Below are 24605 nucleotides of genomic sequence, written 5' to 3'. Positions count from 1 at the left end.
CGGGTGAGCGGGGAACTCCAGAACGCCCGGCTCCAACTGCGCGACCAGGACGAGAAGAACGCGGAGCCGATCGCGATCGTCGGAATGGCGTGCCGTTTCCCGGACGGGGTGGACTCCCCCGAGGACCTGTGGCGGCTGGTCGCCGAGGGGCGGGACGCCATCGCGCCGTTCCCCGAGAACCGCGGATGGGACGTCGAGGGGCTGTACGACCCCGACCCCGACGCGGCGGGCAAGACCTACTCGCTCACCGGCGGATTCCTCTACGACGCGGACGAGTTCGACGCCGGTCTCTTCGGGATCAACCCCCGCGAGGCCCAGTCGATGGACCCCCAGCAGCGGCTGCTGCTCGAATCCGCCTGGGAGACCTTCGAACGGGCCGGCATCGCACCGGAGTCCATCCGCGGCAGCCGGACCGGAGTGTTCGCCGGGGTCATCCAGCACGACTACAGCTCCTGGTCGAGCGCCGCCCTCGAAGCCATGGACGGCTACCAGGGCACCGGGAGCGCCGGTGGCGTGGCCTCGGGCCGTATCTCCTATGTCTTCGGGCTGGAGGGCCCGGCCGTGACGATCGACACGGCGTGCTCGTCCTCCCTGGTGGCGATGCACCTCGCGTGCCAGTCGCTGCGCGCGGGGGAGTGCTCGATGGCGCTCGCCGGGGGCGCCTCCGTCATGGCCACTCCGAGCATGTTCGTGGACTTCAGCCGCCAGCGCGGTCTGGCCCGCGACGGCCGGTGCAAATCGTTCGCCGACTCCGCCGACGGGACGAACTTCTCCGAGGGTGTGGGGCTGGTCCTGCTGGAGCGGCTGTCCGACGCGGAGCGAAACGGGCACGAGGTGCTGGCGGTGATCCGGGGAAGCGCGGTGAACCAGGACGGCGCGTCCAACGGGCTGACCGCGCCCAACGGCCCCTCCCAGCAACGGGTGATCCGCCAGGCGCTGACCAACGCGCGGCTGTCGGCGGCCGACATCGATGTGGTCGAGGCGCACGGTACGGGCACCACGCTGGGCGACCCGATCGAGGCGCAGGCGCTGCTGGCCACCTACGGTCTGGACCGGCCCGCGGACCGGCCGCTCTGGCTCGGCTCCGTGAAGTCGAACATCGGTCACACCCAGGCGGCGGCCGGGGTGGCGGGTGTCATCAAGATGGTGCTGGCGATGCGCCACGGCATCGTCCCGCGCACCCTCCATGTCGACACACCCTCCACCCACGTCGACTGGTCGGCGGGTGCGGTCTCCCTCGCGACGGAGGAGCGGGCGTGGCCGGTGGTGGACCGGCCGAGGCGGGCGGCGGTGTCGTCGTTCGGTGTGAGTGGCACCAACGCGCATGTGGTGGTGGAGCAGGCCCCGGCGCCCACCGAGGCGCCCACCGGGGCCGAGGCGCCCGGCGCGGTGCCGTGGGTGGTGTCGGGGGCCGGCGCGGCGGGTCTGCGGGCGCAGGCGGAGCGGTTGGAGCGGTACGTACGGGAGCGGCCCGAGCTGGGCCCGGGGGAGGTGGGCCGGTCGCTGGCGGTCGGCCGGGCGCGGCTCGACCACCGTGCGGTGGTGGTGGGCGGTGACCGGGAGGAGTTGCTGTCGGGGCTGGCCGCGGTGGCACAGGGCGCTCCGGCCGCCGGTGTGGTGACCACGGGGGAGTCCCCGGTGACGGTCGACGGCGGCCGGGTGGTCTTCGTCTTCCCCGGTCAGGGCTCCCAGTGGGCCGGCATGGCGCTGGAGCTGATGGCGTCGTCCGAGGTCTTCCGGAACCGGCTGCTGGAGTGCGAGGAGGCGCTGCGCCCGCTGGTGGGCTGGTCCGTACAGGACGCCCTGCGCGGCGGCGAGGGCGCCCCCGACCTGGCCGAACTGGACGTCGTGCAGCCCGTGTTGTTCTCGGTGATGGTGTCCCTGGCGGCGCTCTGGCGCTCGGCGGGGGTGGAGCCCGAGGCGGTGGTGGGCCACTCCCAGGGCGAGATCGTCGCGGCCTGTGTCGCGGGCGCGCTCTCCCTGGAGGACGCGGCGCGGATCGTCGCCCTGCGCAGCCGGCTGCTCCTGAGGCTCATGGGCCGCGGCGCACTCGTGTCGCTGGCCCTGCCGCACGCGGAGGCGGAGAAACGGCTCGCGCGCTGGGGCGACCGGCTGACCGTCGCGGCGGTCAACGGCCCCTCCGCCGTGGTGATCGCGGGCGACACCGAGGCCCTGGACGAACTGCTCGCGCTCTGCGCGACGGAGTCGGTACGGGCCCGCAAGCTCGCCTCGTCCGTCCCCTCCCACTCCGCCCATGTGGAGTTCCTGGAGGACGAGGTACACGAGGTGCTCGCGTCGGTGGTGCCGCGGTCGGGCGGGGTGCCGTTCTTCTCGACGGTGACCGGTGAGCTGGTCGACGGCTCCGAGCTGGACGCCGGTTACTGGTACCGGAATCTGCGGGAGCCGGTGCGGTTCGAGCCGGTGGTGCGGTCGTTGATGGAGCGGGGCTTCGACACGTTCGTCGAGGTCAGCCCCCACCCGGTGATCACCGCCAGTGTGGAGGACATCGCCGAGGCCACCGGTTCGGACGCGGTGGCCGGTGGCACCCTGCGCCGGGACGAGGGCGGTCTCGACCGCTTCCTGCTGTCGGCGGGACATCTGTCGGTGTGCGGGGTGCGGGTGGACTGGGGCGCGGTGTGCGCCGGGGCCGGTCCGCGGCCCGTCGCCCTGCCGACGTACGCCTTCCAGCGCGAGCGGTACTGGATGACCGGCGCCGGGAGCACCGGTGATGTGGGCACGTACGGACTGACCACGACCGGCGGCCACTGCCTGCTCGGCGCCGTGGTCGAACTCCCGGACTCCGGTGGGGTGGTGGTCAGCGGACGGCTCTCCGTACGGGACCAGCCCTGGCTGACCGGGCACCGGGTGCTCGGTGAGGTGGTGGTGCCCGGGGCGGCGCTGGTCGAGATGGCGATCCGGGCCGGTGACGAGGCCGGCTGCCCCGACCTGGACGAACTGGTCATCCAGGTACCGCTCGTCCTGACCGGGACCGGCGCCGCCGTGGTACGGATCGTGGTCGACGAGGCCGACGGTTCCGGGCGGCGCGCCGTCACGGTCCACGCACGGCCCGAGGACGGCGACGGCGCCTGGATCCGCCACGCCACCGGGGTGCTGGCGAGCGCGGCGGAAGGTTCCCGCCCCGCCACCGGGGAGCCGGCGCCCTGGCCACCTACGGGCGCGGAACCCGTACCCGTGGGCGAGGTGTACGAGGGGTTCGCGGCCCGTGGTCTGGAGTACGGCCCGGTCTTCCGCGGCCTGGAGGCGGTCTGGCGCCGGGGCGACGAGACGTTCTCGGAGGTCGGACTGCCGGAGGAGGGCCGCGCCGAGCTCGGCGGGTTCGGGGTGCACCCGGCGCTGCTGGACGCCGTGCTCCACGCGGTGGTGCTCAGCGGCGCCGTGCCCGGCATCGAGTCCGGTGTGCCGTGGATGCCCTTCGTCTGGTCGGGGGTGCGGCTGCACGCGGTGGGCGCGGCCCGGGTCCGTGTGAGGATCACCGCCGCCGAGCCGGGCGCGATGCGGCTGGACGTCACCGACGCGGCCGGCGGCCCGGTGCTCACGGTGGACTCGCTGACCCTGCGCCCGCTGCCGGAGGGCGGACTGACGCCCCCGGTCCGTACGGACGACCTGTTCCGGCTGGACTGGGCCCCGCTCACCGCCGAACCGGTCGACCCCGCCCCGGACGAGAACTGGACGGTGGCGGACGAGGACCCCCACGGCCTGGGCCTGCCGCCCTGCCGCACACTGACCGCGTCCACCGGCACCGACGGCACGGACGGCACCGCCGGACCGTCCGGGGAGACCCCGCCCACCGTCGTGGTGTGGTCGGCCCCCCACGGCCCCCGCCCCGGCTCCGGGCCCGACGCGGACGCCAACTCCGGCTCCCACGCCAACTCCGGCTCCCACGCCAACTCCGGCTCCCACGCCAACTCCGGCTCCGGCTCCGACCTCGTACGCTCGGTGACCTGCCAGGCCCTGGACGTCCTCCAGCGGTGGCTGGCCGACGAGGCGTGTGCCGGCGCCCGGCTCGTGGTGGTGACCTCGGGCGCCGCCGGTGCCGGTCCCGGCAGCCCGGTCGACACCGGGGCCGCCGCCGTGTGGGGCCTCGTGCGCTCCGCGCAGGCGGAGAACCCCGGCCGGATCACCCTCCTCGACCTCGCCCCCGGCAGCGCGCCGACCGTACCGCTGCTGGCCGGTGCGCTGGCCACCGGAGAGCCCCAACTCGCGCTGCACGCGGACGGGTTACGGGCACCGCGGCTGGTCCGGATGGTGAGCGGCGGGGCCGGGGTTCCGCTGGCCCTCGCGCCCCAGCGGCTCGCCGTACCGGAACCGGCCGACGGACACACCGCCACCCCGGACGCGGTACGGATCGGGATGCGGGCCGCCGGATCGGCCGAGAACATGGAGTGGCTCCCCGCCGACGACGCCCGGCGGGAACTGGCGCCCGGCGAGATCCGGGTCGCGGTGCGGGCCGCCGGGCTCAACTTCCGGGACGTGGTCGCCGGACTCGGCATGATCGGCGGCGATGTGGGCCTGCTGGGCACCGAGGCCGCCGGTGTGGTGCTCGACATCGGGGCCGGGGTCACGGATCTGGCGCCCGGCGACCGGGTCGCCGGGCTCGCCCTCGGCTCCTTCGCCACCGTGGTGGTCAGCGACCGGCGCGGCTGGGTGCGGATGCCCGCCACCTGGTCGTTCGCGCAGGCCGCGACGGTCCCCGTGGTGTTCCTGACCGCCTACTACGGGCTGAACCGGCTGGCCGGGCTGCGGGCGGGGGAGACCCTGCTCGTGCACGCCGCGTCCGGCGGCGTGGGCATGGCCGCGATCCAGCTCGCGCGGCATATCGGCGCGGAGGTGTTCACCACCGCGAGCCCGCCCAAGTGGCCCACCGTGGAAGGGCTGGGGATCCCGTCCGACCGGATCGCCAACTCCCGGACCCTGGACTTCGAGGAGACGTTCCGCGCCGCGACCGGCGGCCGGGGCGTGGACGTGGTGCTCAACTCCCTCGCCGCGGAGTACGTGGACGCCTCGCTGCGGCTGCTCGCCCCGGGCGGACGGTTCCTGGAGATGGGCAAGACCGACATCCGCGACCCCGAGCAGGTGGCCGCGGTCCGCACCGACATCGCCTACCAGGCGTACGACGGTCTGGACGCCGGGCTCGACCGGGTCGCCGAGATGCTCGCCGAAGTGATGGAGCTGTTCGAGCGCGGGGTGCTCTCCCCGCTGCCCACCACCCTCTTCGACGTACGGCGGGCGCCCGAGGCGTTCCGCCTCATGGCCCAGGCCCGGCACACCGGGAAGATCGTCCTCACGGTGGACCGCGCCCCCGACCCGGCCGGTTCGGTCGTGGTGACCGGCGGCACCGGCGATCTGGGCGGCCTCGTCGCCCGCCACCTCGTGGAGCGGTACGGCGTACGGCGCGTGGTCCTCGCCAGCCGGAGCGGCGAACGGGCCGAAGGGGCGCCGGAGTTGCGCAGGCAACTGGAGGACGCAGGCGCCGAGGTCGATGTGGTGTCCTGCGATGTGACGGACCGCCGGTCGGTGGCGGAGCTGCTGGCCGGGATCCCGGCCGACCGCCCGCTGACCGGCGTGGTGCACTGTGCCGCCACCCTGGACGACGGGGTGATCCCCGCCCTCGACCCCGAGCGGATACGCCGGGCCTTCGCCCCGAAGGTGGACGCCGTACGCCACTTCGACGAGCTGACCCGCGGCGCCGACCTGAGCCTCTTCGCGGTGTTCTCCTCGGCGGCCGGTGTGCTCGGCAGTCCCGGACAGGGCAACTACGCGGCGGCCAACGCGGCCGTCGACGCCCTGATGGCCGGACGCCGGGCCGCCGGGCTGCCCGGTGCCTCGCTGGCCTGGGGCTGGTGGGGCCAGGGCAAGGGCCAGACCAGCGGACTCGGCCGGGCCGACCGTGAGCGGTTCGCCCGCGGCGGTGTGGCGCCGATGAGCCCCGACGAGGGACTGGCGCTGTTCGACGCCGCGCTCGCGCACAACCTGCCGCTGACCGTGCCGGTGAAGCTCGACCTCGCCAGGCTCGCCCGCTCAGGACCGCTGCCTCCGCTGCTCAGCGCCCTCGCGCCCGCCTCGGCCCCCGGCCGGCGCACCGCGCTCGGCGGCGCGGAGCGGGACGGCGACGACGGGGCCGAGGGGCTGCGCCGCAGGCTCGCCGCCCTGTCCGCCGTCGAGCAGGACCGCCATCTGGTGGACCTGGTCGCCCGTCAGGTCTCCACCGTCCTCGGGCACGCGCCCTCCGTCGTCCTCGATGTGAGCAAGGAGTTCACGGCGCTCGGCTTCGACTCGCTGACCGCCGTCGAGCTGCGGAACCGGCTCTCCCGCTCCACCGGGCTGCGGCTGCCCGCCACCCTCACCTTCGACCACCCCACCCCGCTCGCGCTCGCCCACCACCTCCAGAGCGAACTGGTCGACGGGCCTGCGGAGTTGCCGGCGGCGCCGGACTCCGCCGGGCAGCGGCCGGGATCCGTACGGCCGGCCGGCGACATGGCCCTGCCCGCCGGGGGCCGGGCCGAGCCCGCCTCCCCGCCCCCGTCCGACGCGCCCGTCGCGATCGTCGGCATGGGCTGCCGCTTCCCCGGCGGCGCCGCCGACCCGGAGCTGTTCTGGCAGAACCTGCTCGACGGTGTCGACGCCGCCTCCGAAGTGCCCCCGGACCGCTGGGACATGGACGCCTACTACCACCCCCGCAAGGGAGTGCCGGGCAAGGCGTACACCAGGAAGGCGTCCTTCGTCCCCGATCTCGCCGACTGGGACGCCGAGTTCTTCGGCTGCACCCCGCAGGAGGCGTACCGGCTCGACCCGCAGCACCGGCTCCTCCTGGAGATGGTGTGGACCGCCATGGAGGACGCCGGGATCCCCGCGGAGCGGCTGCGCGGCAGCAGGACCGGGGTCTTCCTCGGGCTGAGCGACTCCAGCCAGTACTCGCGGCGGCAGGTGGAGACGGAGGGCCTGGCCTGCTTCGACGACCCGAGCTTCTTCCTCGGCCTCTCCTCCAGCGCCGCCGCCGGCCGGATCGCGTACCACCTGGACCTGCGCGGCCCGAGCATGACCGTGGACACCGCCTGCTCCTCCGCGCTCACCGCCACGCATCTGGCCGTACAGAGTCTGCGGCGCGGCGAATGCGACCTGGCGATCATCGCCGCCGCCTCCGCGCTCATCGACCCGAGCGCCCTCGTCCAGGCGTGCAAGATGAGCATGCTCGCGGCGGACGGCCGGTGCAAAACCTTCGACGAGGCCGCCGACGGCTTCGTCGCGGGCGAGGGCAGCGCCGCCATCGTCCTTCAGCGCGCCGAGGACGCCGAGGCGGAGCGCCGTCCCGCCCACGCCGTCATCCGCGGTTCCGCCATGACCCAGGACGGGCGGAGCAACGGGCTGACCGCCCCCAGCAGGCCCGCGCAGGCGGCCGTGGTGCGCGCCGCGCTCTCCGACGCGGGGCTGCGCCCCGACGACATCGGCTTCGTCGAGGCGCACGGCTCCGGTACCAGCCTGGGCGACGCCATCGAGTTCAGCGCCCTCCAGGAGGTGTTCGGCGACCGGGGGGTCGACCACCCGCTGCTGATCGGCGCGGTCAAGACCCATGTGGGGCATCTGCTGACGACCGCGGGAATGGCGGGCCTGATCAAGTCGGTGCTCGCGCTGCGCAGCGGTGAACTCCCCGCCAACCTGCACCTGGAGCGGCCCAACGCGGACGTGTCCCTCGACGGCCCCGTCCGCCCGGCGCAGACCCGGCAGCCGTTCCCCGCCGCGCCCGGCGCCCCGCGCCGCGCCGGGGTCAGCTCCTTCGGCTGGTCCGGCACCAACATCCACCTGGTGGTCGAGGAGGCCCCACCGGCGCCCCGGCGCGAGGAACCGGCCGGGGAGGGCGCCGCGACCCCCACCGGGGCCGAGGCCGCGCCGCGCCAGCTCGTCACCCTCTCCGCGACCAACGCCGCGAGTCTGCGCGAGGCCGCCACCGCCCTCGCCGCCCATCTGGAGCGGGAGCCCCGACCCGGCCTGGCGGACGTGGCGTTCACCACCCAGACCGGGCGCACGGCCTTCCCGGTCCGCCGGGCCCTGCTCTGCCGGGACCTCCCCGACGCGATCGAGCGGCTGCGCGACCCGGCCGGCGCCGACGGCACCGTGTCCCCGGCGCGCAAGCACCGCGTGGGCCTGCTGCTGCCCGGCGACGGGGCACCGTCCGGTGCCACGGGCGGGCTCTACGGTACGGAGCCGGCGTTCCGCGCGGCGGTCGACGCGTGCGCCGAGCTGGCCGCCGAACGGTTCGGCACCGACCTGGGCCATCTGCGCGATCCCCACCGCGCTCCGGAACGGGACGCCGGGACACCGGACTCCGCCGTCCTGTCCGCCTTCACCGTGCAGTACGCGCTCGTCGCGCTGCTGGAGGCGTACGGCGTACGGCCTGCCGTCCTCCTGGGCCACGGCGTCGGCGCGTACGTCGCGGCCTGCGCGGCCGGGGTGTTCGCGCTGCCCGACGCGATGAGCGTGGCCCTGGATCCGGACCTGGCCGGGTCGGTGACGCTCCACGAGCCCCGCGCCGGACTGTTCTCCGCCGCGACCGGCCTGCCCCTCACACCGCAGGAGTGCGCCGACCCGGCCTACTGGGCCGCGCTGCCCGGCCGTCCCGTCGCGGACGCCGACAGCGCGCGGGGCCTCGCGCAGTACGCCACCGTGCTGGTCGAGGCGGGCTGGGGCACCACCCTGGACGCGGCGGGGCCCGGGTCCACGGACGCCGCCGGGGAGGCCGTACCGCCGGTGACCGTACGGCTGCTGCCCGTGCCCGGCGGCGACGCCGACCGCGCGACCTGGCTGGCCGGGATCGGCCGGCTCTGGGAGCTGGGCGTCACCGTCGACTGGGGCGCGGGCCACACCGTCCGGCGGGAGCTGCTGCGGCTGCCGGGCTACCGGTTCCAGCGCGCCCGCTACTGGCCGATGCCGGTGGCGCGGCCCGCCGCCCCGGCGGGATCCGCCTCCGCGAACGGCGGGACTCCCGCGGCCGACGCCCGGGGCACCCGCTTCCTCGCCTCGGCCTGGCGCCGGCAGGACGCCCTGCCGCCCGCGTCCGCACCGGCCGCGCCCGCGACCGTACTGGTCCTGGCCGACCGGGCCGGGCTCGGCCGCCGGGTGGCCGAGCGGGCCGGAGCCGCCGGGGACGAGGTGGTGCTGGTCGAGGCGGGCGACGGATATCTGCGGACCGGGGGAGGCGTGACGATCGACCCCCGGAGCGCGGAGGACTACGAGCGGCTGCTGACGGAGCTGCCCCCGCCCCCGCCGCCCGGCACCAACGGCACCCATAGCCGGAGCGGCGCGCACGGCACCAACGGAGCGCACGGCGCGGGCGGTTCCGTCGCCCCGGCCGGCCCGCTCCGTGTCGTCCACGCCTTCGGCCACCACCCCGATCCGGCGGCCGGGCACGAACACGCCCTGGACCACGGCTTCTACAGCGTGCTCCGGCTGATCCAGGCGATCGGCCGGGTCCTGCCCGGCCGCGACGTCGAACTCGTCGTCGCGCTCTCCGGGACCTTCGACGTCCTCGGCGGCGAGCGCGTGCACCCGCTCTCCGCGCCGGTCGTCGGCCTCGCCCGCTCCATCGGCGTGGAGTACCCGCGGATCCGCACCCGCTGCGTCGACCTCGACCCGGAGGCGGGACCGGACCGGGCGGCCGGTCAACTCCTGCGCGAGTTCGACCTGTTGACCGCCGACGGCACCCGCCCCGGCGCCACCGGATCCGACTCCTCGCCGAGCGCCTGGCGGCGCGGACGCCGCTGGCTCCCCGGCCTGGAGGAGGTGGGGCTGCCCGCCGTCGCCGACGACCAGGTCTGGCGGCCCGACGGGGTGTACGCGATCACCGGCGGCCTGGGCGGGCTCGGTATGGCGCTCGCCCGCAGGCTCGCCCCGATGGGCGCCAGGCTCGCCCTGATCGGCAGGACCGAACTGCCCGAACCCGCCCTGTGGGACTGGTGGATCAGCAGCCACCGCGCCGACGACCGGATCAGTTCCGTCCTCCTGGCGATCAGGCAGCTCCGCGCGGCCGGCGCCGAGGTGCTGCCCGTCCGGGCGGACATCAGCAGGCCCGACGAGGCCGCCGAGGCCTTCCGTACCGTACGCGCGCACTTCGGCGAGGTGTACGGGGTGATCCACACCGCGGGCGTACCGGGCGAGGGGCTGCTCCAGTACAAGACCAAGGAGCAGGCCGCCGCCGTACTGGCCCCCAAGATCGCCGGAACGCTCGCCGTCGCGGAGGCTCTGCGCGAGGCGCCGCCCGAACTGCTCGTGCTGTACTCCTCCACCGTCACCGCGGTCGGCGGACACGGCGAGGGCGACTACGGCGCGGCCAACGCCTTCCTCGACGCCTTCGCCGCCGCCGAGGACGGGGCGGGGACGGTGGCCAACCGGGTCGTCTCCGTCGGCTGGGGGGCGTGGCAGCACGACAGCTGGCAGACCAAGGCGTACGCGGCGGCCCCCGCCCTGCGGGACCGCGCCCGCCGGATCCGGGAGGAGTACGGCTTCACCGACGAGGAGGGGACCGCGGCGCTCGGCCGGATCATCGCGGCGGGACCGTCCCATCTCTACGCGCTCAACCAGCCGCTCGACGATCTCGTCGACGCCATGCGGATGCTCTCCGACCCGGAGGCGCTGGCGGGCAACGGCACCGGACCGGGTGCGGGGGCGACCGCGCCCGAACGCCGCTACCCCAGGCCCGATCTGCGGGTCTCGTACATCGCCCCGCGCGACGACACCGAACGCCGGGTCGCCGACACCTGGGGCGAACTGCTCGGGATGGAGCGGGTCGGTGTGCACGACCCCTTCTTCGAGCTGGGCGGTACCTCGCTCGTGGGGCTGGCCCTGGTGAACCGGCTCGCCGCCGAGTTCGGGGTCGAGCTGGCCGCGGCGAGCCTGTTCGAACATCCCACCGTCGCCCAGCTCGCGGAGCTGCTCGACAGCCTCGGTGCCGGCGGTGCCGGCGGTGCCGGCGGTTCCGGTACGGCCGGCCCCGGTACGGGCGGCGCGGGCGGCGACGCCGACGACCCCGCGTCCCCCGCACCGGGCCGGGAGGACGGCAGTGCGGCACGTGGACAGCGGCGCAGGACCCAGGCCGGTGCCTCGACCATCAAGCGCAGGAGGACAGGCAAGTGAGCTGGCAGACGAGCGAGGACGACCCGCAGAGCGGCGCCGAGGGCACGGACATCGCCCTGGTCGGCATGGCGGGACGGTTCCCCGGCGCCGACGGCGTCCGGCAACTGTGGCACAACATCAGGGCGGGCAAGGACACCATCACCCGCTTCACCGAGGAGGAGCTGCGGGCCGAGGGCGTGCCCGAGGAGCTGCTCGCCGACCCGTCGTACGTACGCGCCGGATCGGTGCTCGACGGCATCGACCTGTTCGACGCGGGCTTCTTCGGCCACACCCCCAAGGAGGCCCAGCTCCTCGACCCGCAGCAGCGGCTGTTCCTGGAGACCGCCTGGCACACGCTGGAGGACGCGGGCACCGACCCGGCGCGCTTCGCCGGATCGATCGGGGTGGTCGCCGGGACCGGCATCAGCTGGTACATGATGAACAACCTGTCCACCCGGCCCGACCTCGCCGAGTCCGTCGGCGAGGTGCAGATCGGCCTCGGCAACGACAAGGACTCCCTCGCCACCCGGGCGGCGTACGCCTTCGACCTCACCGGGCCCTGCTACAGCGTCCAGAGCTACTGCTCCACCTCGCTGGTCGCCGTGTCGCTCGCCTGCTCCGCGCTGGTCAGCGGCGAGGCCGACATGATGCTGGCCGGCGGGGTCTCCGTGCTCGTGCCCCACCGGGTGGGCTACCTCTACCAGGAAGCCGGGATGTCCTCCCCGGACGGCCGCTGCCGGGCCTTCGACGCCGCCGCCCAGGGCACCCCGGTCGGCAGCGGCGTCGGCGTCGTCGCCCTGCGCAGGCTGGAGGACGCGCTCGCTGACGGGGACCGCGTCTACGCGGTCATCCGGGGCTGGGCGGTCACCAACGACGGCGCCAACCGGGCCGGGTTCACCGCTCCCGGCGTACGGGGCCAGTCCGGTGTGATGGCGGAGGCCCTGGCCAGTGCCGGGCTGACCGCGCCCGACATCGACTACGTGGAGGCCCACGGCACCGGCACCGGACTCGGCGACGCCATCGAGATCGCCGCCCTCCAGCGCGTCTTCGACGTCGACGGGGTCACCCGCTGCGCGATCGGCTCGGTCAAGACCAACCTCGGCCACCTCGACCGGGCCGCGGGCGTCACCGGTCTGATGAAGACCGCGCTCGCCCTGCACCACGAGGAGATCCCGCCCACCCTCCACTTCGACCGCCCCAACCCCCAGCTCGCCCGCTCGGCAGGCCGCCTGGAGGTCGTGACCGACCTGCGGCCCTGGCCCCGGGGCGAACGGCCGCGCCGCGCCGGTGTCAGCGCCTTCGGGATGGGCGGCACCAACGCCCATGTCGTCCTGGAGGAGACCGCCGCACCCGCGCCCGACCCCCGCCCGGCCCCCCGCGACCACCAGGTCCTCGTGTGGTCCGCGCGGACGGCGGACGCGGCCGACGAGACGACCGGACGGCTGCGCGCACTCCTCGCCGACCAGGGCGAGGGCCGCGCCTGGGAGCCGGAGGCCACCGGGGCGCGCGGCGTCGCCGATGTCGCCTACACCCTCCAGACCGGCCGGGCCGTCTTCGACCACCGGCGCGCGCTGGTCACCTCCTCCGGCGCCGCCGGTACGGACGGGGGCGCCGTCGCCGACGCGCTGCGCGCCCTCGGCGAGGACGCCGACCACCGCGTCCTCGCCCGCCACGACGCCGTCACCCGCAGGCCGGTCGGCTTCCTGCTCGCCGGGGTCGGCGAGCACTACCAGGGCATGGTCGGCGGCCTCTACCGCACGGAACCCGTCTTCCGCGCCGCGATCGACGCCTGCGCCGACCTCTTCCGCGACCAGCTCGGCGTCAACCCCGTGGAGACCTTCCTCGACCGGCGGCGCTCCGGCGCCCCCGATCTGGCGGGGCTCCTCGGCCGTACGGACACGGAGGCGACGGAGTCCGCGGAGCCCGTCGCCACCGAGATCATCCAGCCCGCGATGTTCGCCGCGGACTACGCGCTCGGCACGCTCCTGATGTCCTGGGGCGTCCGGCCCCGGCTGCTGCTGGGGTACAGCGTCGGGGAGTTCGCCGCCGCCTGCCTGGCCGGCGCGCTCACCCTGCCCGAGGCGACCGCGCTGACCGCCCAACGCGCCCGGCTCATCGCGGAGCTGCCCGCCGGCGCCATGACGGCCGTACCGCTCTCCGTCCCCGACCTCACCGATCTGATCGGCCCGTTGGCCGGTACCGGGGTGGATGTCGCGGCGGTCAACGGGCCCGGCTTCACGGTGCTCTCCGGGCCCGTCGACGCCGTGGCCGAGCTCTCCGACCGGCTCGCCGCCGCCGACGTACCCAGCCGCGGCCTCCGTACCACGCACGCCTTCCACTCCGCGGCGCTCCGGCCGGCCGCGCCCGCCCTCACCGCGTGGGCCCGCTCCGAACTGAAGCCGCGGGCCCCGAAGATCCCGTACCTCTCCAACGTGACCGGCGCGCCCGTCACCGAGCAGCAGCTCCGCGACCCCGGCTACTGGGCCGAACACATGTGCAGGACCGTGCGGTTCTCGGACATGCTCGCCCACACCTTCGCCCAGGGCGACGACATCCTGCTGGAGCTGGGCCCCGGCCAGTCCCTCGGCGCGATGGCCCGCAACCACCCCGGCTGCCCGCCCGAGCGCTGGCCGCTGCTGCTGCCGACGCTGCCCGCCCAGGCCGATCCGTCGAGCGACGGCGAGGTGCTGGCCGGCTCGCTCGCGCGGATGTGGCTGGCGGGCGTCGACGTCGACTGGCAGGCGTACCACGACGGCAGGAACCCCCGTAAGGTCTCCGTGCCCGACTACCCCTTCCAGCACGAGCGTTACTGGATCGACGCGGCCACCCCCGCCGCCCCGCCGGCCCTCACGGAGCCCGTCGCGGCGTCCCCCGTGACCGCGCCGGCGGACGCGGCGGACCCGCTCGCCGCGCAGGGGCTGTTCGTCCCGCGCTGGACCGAACGCCCGCTGCCCGCCACGCCGGCGGCCACCCCGGCCGACGGCCCCGTCTGGCTCTTCGCCGACGACCGGGGCGTCGCCGACGCGCTCGCCGCCCGGCTCACCGCCGACGGCCGCGCGACCGTGCTCGTACGCCCGGCCGACGCCGCCGACAACGCCGACAACGACGCCGCCGCGGCGGGCCGGACCGTGCGCCCCGCCGAACAGGACGACTACCAGGCCCTGTGGGAGAGCGCCGGAGCGCCGCGCACCGTCGTCCACCTCTGGGGGCTCGACCACGCCACCACCGGCACCCGCGCCCGCGAACGGGGCTTCGACAGCCTGCGCGCGCTCACCGCCACCCTCGGCGACGCCACACCCGGCGGACCGGTCTCCCTGCTGGTGGTGACCGAGTCCGCGCGCGCCGTCCGCGCCGACGACTCGCCGGTGGTCCCCGAACGCGCCACCGTGTTCGGACCCTGCCTGGTCGCCCCGCAGGAGTACCCCGCCCTCGACGTCCGCACCCTGGACGTGACGCTCCGCGCCGACACGGACGCCCCGGACTCCCCGGGAGCCGTGGCGGCGGCCCTCCACCGCGAACTGGCGGGCGACGGCGCGGGCCGGGTGGCCGCCCTGCGCGCCGGGACCCGGCTGGCCCTCGACCACGTACCGGCCCCGGACCCCGCCCCCGGACCGGCGCCGGAGGACAACGGCGCGCCCCGGGACGCCGCGGTGACGCCGGGCCCCGGCGACGTCTGCCTGATCACCGGCGGACTCGGCCCCGTGGGCCTGCTCCTCGCCGAACACCTGGGGCGTACCTACGGCGCGAAGCTCGTGCTCACCGGGCGGCGCGGCCTGCCGCCGCGCGAGGAGTGGGGCCGTATCGCCGCCGACGACACCGCGGAACCCGCCCTGCGCACCCGCGTCACCACGCTGCTGCGCCTCGCGGACCAGGGCCTCTCCGTGGAGGTGGTCGCCGCCGACGCCACCGACGAGGACGCGCTGCGCGAGGTCGTCTCCTCGGTCGTCGCCCGCCACGGCGCGCTGCACGGCGTGATCCATCTCGCCGCCGTCACCGACGCCGAGAGCCTCTCCCCGATCTCCGGGCTCGCCCCCGAGCAGCGCGACGCGCACTTCCACGCGAAGACCGGCGGCGCGCTGGCACTGGAACGGGTGCTCCAGGACGTGCCCGCCGCGTTCTGCCTGCTGTTCTCCTCCATGTCCGCGGTGCTCGGCGGGATCGGCTTCGCCGGCTACACGGCGGCCAACTCCTTCCTGGACGCCGTCGTCGACCGCCACCGCGCGGACACCACCCGCTGGCTCGCCGTCAACTGGGACACCTGGCCGTCCACCGCGGCCGGCCTCGGCGGCCAGTCGTTCGGCGCCTCCCTCGTGCAGTACTCGCTGACCGAGCGCCAGGCACTGGACGCCGTCGACCGGGTACTGGCCGCACCCCGGCCGCGTACCCTCGTCTGCGCCGGTGACCTGCCCGCCCGGCTCGTCCAGTGGGTGGAGCGGCCCGCGGCCGCGGCGGCGCCCGCCCCGGCCAGGCCCGCGGGCGAGCGCTTCCCCCGGCCCGAACTCGCCCAGCAGTACGTGCCCCCGAACGGCGAGCGCCAGCGCAGGCTGGCCGAGCTCTGGGCCGACCTGCTGGGGATCGACCGGGTCGGGGCCCGCGACAACTTCTCCGACCTCGGCGGCACCTCGCTGATGGCGCTCCAGCTCGTCAAGCGCATCCGGCAGGCGTTCGGCGTCGCGGTCTCCCCGATCACCCTGTTCGAGGCGCCCACCGTGCACGCCCTGATCCAGCAGATCGACAGCCTCGGTGGCGAGAGCGGCCCCGCCGCCGTACCGAGGCCCACGCAGGCGCCGCGCGCCACGGCCGTACGCGAGCCCGCGCGCGGCGACACGACGGGCACGGCGGAGACCGGCACCGTCCCCATCGCCGTCATCGGGCTGACCGGCCGCTTCCCCGGGGCCTCCGACATCGCCGCCTTCTGGCACAACCTCAGCCACGGCCTGGAGTCCGTCACCCGGTTCTCCGAGGAGGAACTGGTCGCCGCCGGACTCTCCCTGGACCAGATCCGCGACCCCGACTACGTCCCGGCCCGCCCGGTCCTCGACGACATCCGCACCTTCGACGCCGGATTCTTCGGCTACAGCCCGCGCGACGCGGCCCTCGCCGACCCGCAGCACCGGCTCTTCCTCGAATGCTGCTGGGAGGCGCTGGAGCACGGCGGTTACGGGGCGGCCCGCGGCCGGGGCCGGGTCGGGGTGTTCGCCGGGTCCAACCTCAGTACGTATCTGATGCTCCAGGCCGCGGGCCTGGCCACGGCCGGAGAGGCGGACCTCTACTCCACGGTCATCGGCAACGACAAGGACTCGCTCGCCACCGGTGTCTCCTACAAGCTGGGGCTCACCGGGCCCAGCCTCTCCGTGCAGACCTTCTGCTCCACCGCCCTGGTCGCCACCCATCTCGCCTGCCAGAGCCTGCGCGCCGGGGAGTGCGAGATGGCCATGGCGGGCGGCGTCGGCATCCATGTGCCCGACCGGGTCGGCCATCTCTACACCCCCGGCGGCATGGAGTCGCCCGACGGCCGGGTCCGCACCTTCGACGCCCGTGCCAAGGGCACCCTCTTCGGCGACGGCGTCGGGGTGCTGCTGCTCAAGCGGCTCGACGCCGCGCTCGCCGACGGCGACACCGTGCACGCGGTCATCCGGGGCTCCGCCGTCAACAACGACGGCTCCCTGAAGGTCGGTTACACCGCGCCCAGCGTCGTCGGCCAGGCCACCGTGGTCGCCGACGCGATGGCATCGGCCGGCGTCGGACCCGACGACATCGGCTACGTGGAGGCGCACGGCACCGCCACCGAACTCGGCGACCCCATCGAAGTCACCGCGCTCACCCGGGCGTTCGGCGCCACCGACCGCAAGCAGTACTGCGCGATCGGCTCGGTGAAGACCAACATCGGCCATCTCGGCGCCGCCGCCGGGGCCAGCGGACTGATCAAGACGGTCCTCTCGCTGAAGAACCGCCAGATCCCGCCGAGCCTCCACTTCGAGGAACCCAACCCCGAGATCGACTTCCCGGGCAGCCCGTTCTTCGTCAACACCGCCCTGACCCCCTGGCGGGTCGAGGAGGGCCGCCGCCGCATCGCCGGCGTCAACTCCCTCGGCATGGGCGGCACCAACGTCCATGTCGTCGTGGAGGAGCCCCCCGAGCAGCCCGGCGCACGCCCGGCCGACGCCGCTGGACCCGACCGGCGCTACGAGATCCTGCCCGTCTCCGCCCGGAGCGAGAAGGCCGCCGACGAGGCCGTCACCCGGCTCCGCGCCCGGCTCCGCGAGGAGACCGGCGCGGCCGCCCTGGACGTGGCGTACACCCTCCAGGCGGGACGCGAACGGTTCGAGCACCGCAGGATCCTGGTCGCGGACTCGCTGGACGCGCTGCGCGCGGCCCCCGACGGCGAGGAGGCGCCCGCGCCGGTGGCGGGGATGATGCGCCGCACCGACGCCGTCCTCGACCGGCCCGTGGACTTCCTGCTCGCCGGAGTGGGCGAGCAGTACCCGGGGATGATCGGCGAACTCTACCGGCGCGAACCGGAGTTCCGCACCGCCGTCGACGAGTGCGCCGCACTGCTCGGCGACACCCTCGGCGACGGCGTCGACCTCGTCCGCCTGCTCACCGCCCACCGCGACCGGCCGGCCGGCGACGGCGACACCCTGTCGGCCATGCTCGGCCGGGGCCCCGCCCCCGACGCCGACGCGCAGGCCGCGGCGGCGGAGCTGGCCAGGACCGAGATCGCCCAGCCCGCCGCGTTCGTCACCGACTACGCCCTCGCCCGGCTGCTGGCGAGCTGGGGCGTGCGCCCCGGCCGGCTGCTCGGCTACAGCCTCGGGGAGTACGTCGCCGCCTGCCTGGCCGGAGTCCTCACCCTCTCCGACGCGCTGCGCCTGGTCGCCTTCCGGGCCCGGCTCATCGCCCGGCTGCCCGCCGGGGCGATGCTGGCCCTGCCGCTCTCGCCCGCACAGCTCGGCGCCCGGTTCGGCGACCTCGCCGGCCAGGGCATCGACATCGCCGTCGTCAACGGACCCGAACTGACCGTCGTCGGCGGGGCGTCGGACGTCATCGACGCCTTCGCCGACCGGCTCGCCGCCGCCGGAGTCCCCGGGCGGAAACTCGCGACCACCCACGCCTTCCACACCCGGATGCTCGAACCCGTACGCGACGAACTCACCGCCTGGGCCGCCGCCCATCTGCGGCCGCGGGCACCCGAACTGCCCTACCTGTCCAACGTCACCGGCGAGCCCGTCACGGCCGAGCTGGTCGCCGACCCCGGCTACTGGGCCCGCCACATGTGCTCGACCGTACGGTTCTCCGACGGCCTGGCCCACCTCCTCGCCGACCCCGACCCGGTCCTGCTGGAGATCGGCCCCGGCCAGTCCCTCGGCGCCATGGCCCGGGTCCACCCCGACTGCTCCCGCGACCGGTGGCCGCTGATCGTGCCGACCCTGCCCGCCGCCGCCGACCCCCGCCCCGACGACCTCGTGGCCGCCGAGACCCTGGCCCGCCTCTGGCTCGCCGGCGCCGACATCGACTGGAGCGCCTACCAGCACGGCCGGGCGCCGCGCCGGATCCCGCTGCCCACCTACCCCTTCCAGCGCGCCGAGTACTGGCTCGCCCCGGCCGCGCCCCGGCCCACCGGCGCCGCCGCGCCCGTCCTCGAAGTCACCGACCTGGACGACGTACGGCGCTCCCCGCTGCCGCTGCTCCCCGAGGAGGAGTGGCTGCACGCCCTGGTGTGGCGGCAGACCGCGCCCCGCGGCGGACGGCTGCCGCTGGGCCGCTGGCTGATCCTCACCGACACCGGCGCCGCCGACGAGGTGAGCGGGCCACTGGTCCGCCGCCTCACCGACGCGGGCGGCAGCGTCGTCCTCGTACGCCCGGCCACCGGGTCCGAGGGGTTCGAGGGGCCCGACGAGAGGGGCGACTACCGGGTACGGCCCGGCGACGGCCCGCGGATCCGCGAGCTGATGCGCCGCCTCAGGGACGAGGGCGGACTGCCCGAGCGGATCGTCCACCTGTGGACGCTCTCCCTCCCGGAGTCCGAAGGCGCCACACCCACCGCCGAGGAGGTCGAGACCGCGCTGGTGCGCGGCACCGACACCCTCGTCGCGCTCGCCACCGGAGCCGGCGACGTCGGCGCCGAGAAGTGGTCGCTCGACGTGGTCACCTGCGGCACCCGCTCCGTGACCGGCGCCGAACGGATCCGCCCCGAACTGACCACCGTCACCGGCCCCGTGCGCGGCATCCCGCTGGAGTACCCGGAAGTCTCCTGCCGGCTCATCGACATCGACCCCGTGCACCCCGCCACCGCCGAGCGGCTGGCCGGGCAGATCGCCGCCGAACTCGGCGACGGCGACGGCGAACCGGTCGTCGCGCTGCGCCACGGCCGGCGCTGGCTGCCCGACTACGAGACCCTGCCCGACCACACACCGCAGCCCGCCGACGCCGAGGCGGCCCGCCCGGTACCGGGGCCGCTGCGCGAGGGCGGCGTCTACCTCGTCACCGGCGGCCTCGGCGGCATCGGCCTTGCCATGGCCGAGCGCCTGGCCCGCGACTGCCGCGCCAGGCTCGTGCTGTTCGGCCGGACCGGGCTGCCGCCCCGCGACACCTGGGAGACCGCGCTCGCCGACCCGGCCGTCAGCGACGAGGTACGGCGCCGGCTCACCGGGGTCCTGCGGCTGGAGGAGTACGGCGCCGAGGTGGCCGTCGTCACCGGCGACGTGGCCGACCCGGCCGACACCGGACGCGCCGTCACCACCGCCCTGGAGCGGTTCGGCGCCCTGCACGGCGTCCTGCACGCGGCGGGACTCCCCGGCATCGGGCTCATGCAGTTCAAGACCACCGCCGAGATGCGCAAGGTGATGGCGCCCAAGATCCGCGGCACCCTCGCCCTGGAGGACGCCCTCGACGGCGTACCGCTCGACTTCCTCGTGCTGTTCTCCTCCATCACCTCCGCGACCGGCGGCGGCCCGGGACAGGTCGACTACAGCGCCGCAAACGCCTTCCTCGACGCGTACGGGGAGGCGGCCCCCGCGGGCCGGGACGGCGCCGGACGCCGGACCCTGACCATCGGCTGGGGCGAGTGGCAGTGGAACGCCTGGGAGGCCGGACTCGCCGGGTACGACGTGGAGATCCAGGAGTTCTTCCGCACCAACCGGCAGAAGTTCGGCATCGGCTTCGACGCCGGCTGGCGCGCCCTGCTCCGGGCGGTCTCCCAGGACCTGCCCTACGTCGTGGTGAACAGCCAGGAGTTCTCCCAGATGGAGCGGATGAGCCGGCACTTCACCATCGAACTGGTCGGCGGCGGCAAGAGCGCCCAGCGGCAGGAGGGCACCCGCCATCCGCGCCCCGACCTGGTCACCGAGTTCGTGCCGCCCTCCGGGGAGGTGGAGAGCGCGATCGCCGACGTCTGGTGCGACCTGCTCGGACTGAACGAGATCGGCGCCGACGACAGCTTCTTCGACCTCGGCGGCTCCTCCCTCATCGGCATGGAGGTGATGGCGCGCATCCGGCGCCGCCTCGCCGTCGACGAACTCGCCCCGCACATCCTCTACGAGGCGCCGACCGTCGCCCGGCTGGCGCGGCTCCTGGCCGCACGCACCGCCGGGACCCCCGGGGACGGCGCCGCGGACACCACGGCCGAGGACCAGGCCCGCAGCGACCTGCGCAGGCGCAGCCTGCGCCGTACCAAGAACCGGGAGGCGGAAGGCGCATGAGCGACACCAACGAGTCCGCGCTGGCCATCGTCGGAATGGCCGGGCGCTTCCCCGGCGCGGCGAGCGCGGACGCGCTGTGGGCCAACCTCACCCGGGGAGCGGGCGGCATCCGCGAGATCACCCAGGACGAGCTGACCGCCGCCCGGGTGCCGCCCGCCGCGCAGGCCGACCCCCGGTACGTACGGCGCGGCGCGCCCGTCGCGGACACCGAGCTGTTCGACGCCGCGTTCTTCGGCTACAGCCCGCGCGAGGCGGAAGTGGCCGACCCGCAGCACCGGATGTTCCTGGAGTGCGCCTGGGAGGCGCTGGAGAGCGCCGGTTACCGGCCCAACGCCGTGCCGGGCCAGGTCGGTGTCTTCGGCGGCGTCGCCCCGAGCCAGTACGGCATGCGCCATGTGCTGATCCGCCCCGAGGTGATGGCCACCATCACCCTGGAGCAGTACGGCATGGGCACCACCGCCGACTCGCTGTGCGCGCTGGTCGCCTACAAACTCGGCCTGACCGGTCCTGTGGTGGGCGTCCAGACCAACTGCTCCACCTCGCTGGTCGCGGTGCACCTGGCCGCGCAGTCCCTGCTCACGTACGACTGCGACGTCGCCCTGGCGGGCGGCGCCGCGATCCCCGACCCGCTGCCGACGGGCTACCAGTTCGAGGAGGGCTCGATCACCTCGCCCGACGGGGTGGTCCGCAGCCTCGACGCCGACGCGGGCGGCACCGTCATGGGCAACGGCGTGGGCGTCGTGGCGCTGAAGCGGCTCGCGGACGCCCGCCGGGACGGCGACCACATCTGGGCCGTTCTGCTGGGCAGTGCCATCAACAACGACGGTGCGGCGCGGGCCGGTTACTCGGCTCCCGGTGTCGACGGCCAGAGCGCGGTGATCGGTTACGGGCTGGCCGTGGCCGATGTCGACCCCGGCACCATCGGCTACGTCGAGTGCCACGCCACCGGTACCCGGCTCGGCGACTCCATCGAACTCGCCGCCATGGACCGGGCGTTCCCCCAGGTGCCCGCCGAGCCCCGGGTGCTCTCCACCCTCAAGCCCGACATCGGCCATCTGGACCGGGCCTCCGGAGTGGCCGGGCTGATGAAGGCGGCGCTGGCGCTGCACCACCGCGTCCTGCCCGCCACCCGGGGGTTCCGTACCCCCAACGCGGCCCTCGCCACGGCGGGGGACCGCTTCACCGTACTGACCGAGGACCGGCCCTGGCCGCGCACGGCGCACCCGCGCCGGGCCGGCGTCAACTCCTTCGGAGCGGGAGGCACCAATGTCCACGTCGTCCTCGAAGAAGCCCCCGGGCGAAGCACGGGAGCGGCCGGACAGGCCCCGCCGGGCCCGCAGTTGCTGGTGCTGTCCGCCCGTACCCCGGCCGCTCTGGACACGGCCGTACGGCGCCTGCGCGGCCATCTGCGCGACACCCTGGGGGAGGGGCGGCCCGGGGACGGCGGCCGGGCTCAGGACGGCGGGACCCTGGCCGGCGGGGAGCTGGACCGGGACCGGCTCCTGGCAGACGTGGCGTACACCCTCCAGGCCAGCCGCACCGGGTTCGCCCACCGGATGGCCGTCGTCTGCGACGGCGCCGAGGACGCCGTACGGGCCCTCGGGGACCCGGCACGCGCGGTCACCTCGGGACCCGTGACCGCCACCGGCGCCCCGCGCCGGACCGCCGATCCGCACGAGGCCGCCGCGCGGTGGCTGACCGGCACCGACATCGACTGGACGGCGCTGCACGACGGGCCGCGCCGGCGCGTCCCGCTGCCCACCTACCCCTTCGAGCGGCAGCGCTACTTCCTCGACCCGGCGGACCTCCCGGCCGGGTTCCCCGGCCTCGCCGCCGCCCAGGAGGGCCAGGGACCGGCCGCGGGCGCCGCCCAGGACCCGGCCGGGGGACGGCTGCCCGACATGGCCGACTGGTTCTCCCACCCCGTGTGGCGCTCCGTACCCCTGCTGCGCGGCGCGGACGCCGCGACGCTGCGGGAGAAGGGCCCGTGGTGGGTGGTGGCCGGGGAGGGAACCGGGCTCGCCGCCGCCCACCGGCTCACCGAACTCGGCGCCGACGTCGTCGTGTTGTGCCCGGTGGACCGGCCGGGCGGCAGGCCGACCGACATCGCGGGGCTGCGGGTGCGCGACATCGACCCCGCCTCACGGGAGGACTTCGCCGCCGCCCTCGCCGAACTGGGGCGCCCGCGCGGCGTCCTGCACACCCTGGGTCTGGAGTCCACGGGAACCGGCGCCGGGGCGGTGGCGGGTGAGAGCGGCGACGCCGCGTTCGCCGAGGCCCAGCGGTACGGCTTCTACTCCGTGCTCGCGCTCGTCGGCGCCCTCTCGCAGGACGCCCAGCCGGGCGAGGTCGACCTGCTCCTGTGCACCGACGGCGCCGTCGAGGCCACCGGCGGCGATCTGCGCCGGCCGCAGCAGGCCACCCTGGCCGGGCTCCAGCCCGTGATCAACCAGGAGTTCGGCGACCTCACGTGCCGGCTCGTCGACATCGACACCGACGGCTGCGCCCGCGCGCGCGGCTCCGTCGACGCGCTCGCCGCCGAACTCCTCGCCGAGGCGGCGGAAGCGACCACCACGGAGCCGGTGGCGCTGCGCTCCACCGACCGCTGGGTCCGCTCCTTCGCGCCCGTACGGGTCGGTCCCGTCCCCGCGGACCGGCCGGTGATCCCGCAGGGCGCCACCGCGCTGATCACCGGCGGCCTCGGCACGGTCGGCTCCGCGCTCGCCGCGCACCTCGCCACCGCGTACGGCTGCCGTCTGGTCCTCACCGCGCGGACCCCGCTGCCCCCCGAGGACGCGTGGGACGCCTGGCTCGCGGACCACCCCGGCGCGGACCGGACCGCGGAGCGGATCCGTACCGTACGGGAGCTGCGGGCGGGCGGCGCCGCCGTCCTGGTGGCCGGCGCGGACGTCGCCGACCGCGCCCGGATGGCCGAGGTGCTGGACCTGGCCAGGGACCACTTCGGCCCGGTCGACGTGGTCGTCCACGCGGCGGGCGCCCAGGGCCGGGAGTACTTCGGCTTCGCCCCCGGGCTGAGCCGGGCGGTCTGCGAGACCCATCTGCGCTCCAAGGTGACCGGCCTGCGCGTGCTGGACTCCCTGCTCGGCCGGGACGAGGCGCCCGTCAGGATGACGATGTCCTCCCTGGCCTCGGTGCTCGGCGGCGTCGCCTACGGACCGTACGCCGCGGCCAACGCCGCGATGGACGCCTACGCCCGCACGCTCGGCGACGGCCCCGAGGGCCGGTGGCTGCCCGTCAACTGGGACACCTGGAACCTGGGCGAGGACCCGCACGGCGACTTCGGCGTCACCATGAAGGAGTACTTCCTCGACGCCGCCGAAGGGTGCGAGGTCTTCGAACGGGCGCTCTCCGTCGCGGACCGGGTCCGCCAGCTCACCCTCTCCACGGGCCCCCTGGAGCGCCGTTTCGACCAGTGGACGCGGCTGGACCGTACGGCGCCCGAACCGCCCCGCACCCGCTACCCGCGGCCGGACCTCCCGGTCCCCTACGAACCCCCGGCGTCCCACGAGGAGGCCGCGCTCGCCGAGATCTGGAGCGAGATCCTCGGCGTGGACGGCGTCGGGGCCAACGACAGCTTCTTCGAGCTGGGCGGCCACTCGCTGGCCGCCGTCCGGATGATGGCCCAGGTCAGGGCCCGGTTCGGCGGATTCCCCGGCGATGTGCTGATCGAGAACCCGACGGTACGCAGCTTCTGCAAGGTCCTCGCCGCGCGGAACTGACCCGCACCGCACACACGCAAGCGACGCAACGGAAGCGACA

The 24605-nt window shown here is 75.4% G+C and carries 3 protein-coding genes; all 3 read left to right on the top strand.

Annotation, left to right across the window (positions count from 1 at the left end):
- Positions 1-3 precede the first annotated feature (3 nt).
- Genes ACFXPK_RS05580 through ACFXPK_RS05570 form a run of 3 tightly spaced genes read left to right on the top strand, consistent with a single transcriptional unit; the run spans position 4 to position 24565 of the window.
- Positions 4-11145: an SDR family NAD(P)-dependent oxidoreductase gene (locus ACFXPK_RS05580; protein WP_385072059.1), complete on the top strand. Its 11142-nt coding sequence runs from the start codon at positions 4-6 to the stop codon at positions 11143-11145.
- Positions 11142-20825, top strand: a complete 9684-nt coding sequence (locus ACFXPK_RS05575; protein WP_385071956.1) for a beta-ketoacyl synthase N-terminal-like domain-containing protein — start codon at positions 11142-11144, stop codon at positions 20823-20825. Before ACFXPK_RS05580 ends, ACFXPK_RS05575 begins: the two co-directional genes overlap by 4 nt.
- Positions 20822-24565, top strand: coding sequence for an SDR family NAD(P)-dependent oxidoreductase (locus ACFXPK_RS05570; RefSeq protein WP_385071953.1), 3744 nt, complete (start codon positions 20822-20824; stop codon positions 24563-24565). Before ACFXPK_RS05575 ends, ACFXPK_RS05570 begins: the two co-directional genes overlap by 4 nt.
- Positions 24566-24605: the final 40 nt, after the last annotated feature.

Source organism: Streptomyces sp. NPDC059142 (assembly GCF_042755665.1).
Classification (GTDB): Bacteria; Actinomycetota; Actinomycetes; order Streptomycetales; family Streptomycetaceae; genus Streptomyces.
The sequence above is the reverse complement of the archived record's forward strand: the minus strand, read 5'-3'. Positions and strand labels throughout refer to the sequence as shown.

Bases quoted from the DNA above. Each gene is read 5' to 3' on its own strand.
- ACFXPK_RS05570 (WP_385071953.1), top strand. From the start codon at position 20,822: ATGAGCGACACCAACGAGTCCGCGCTGGCCATCGTCGGAATGGCCGGG.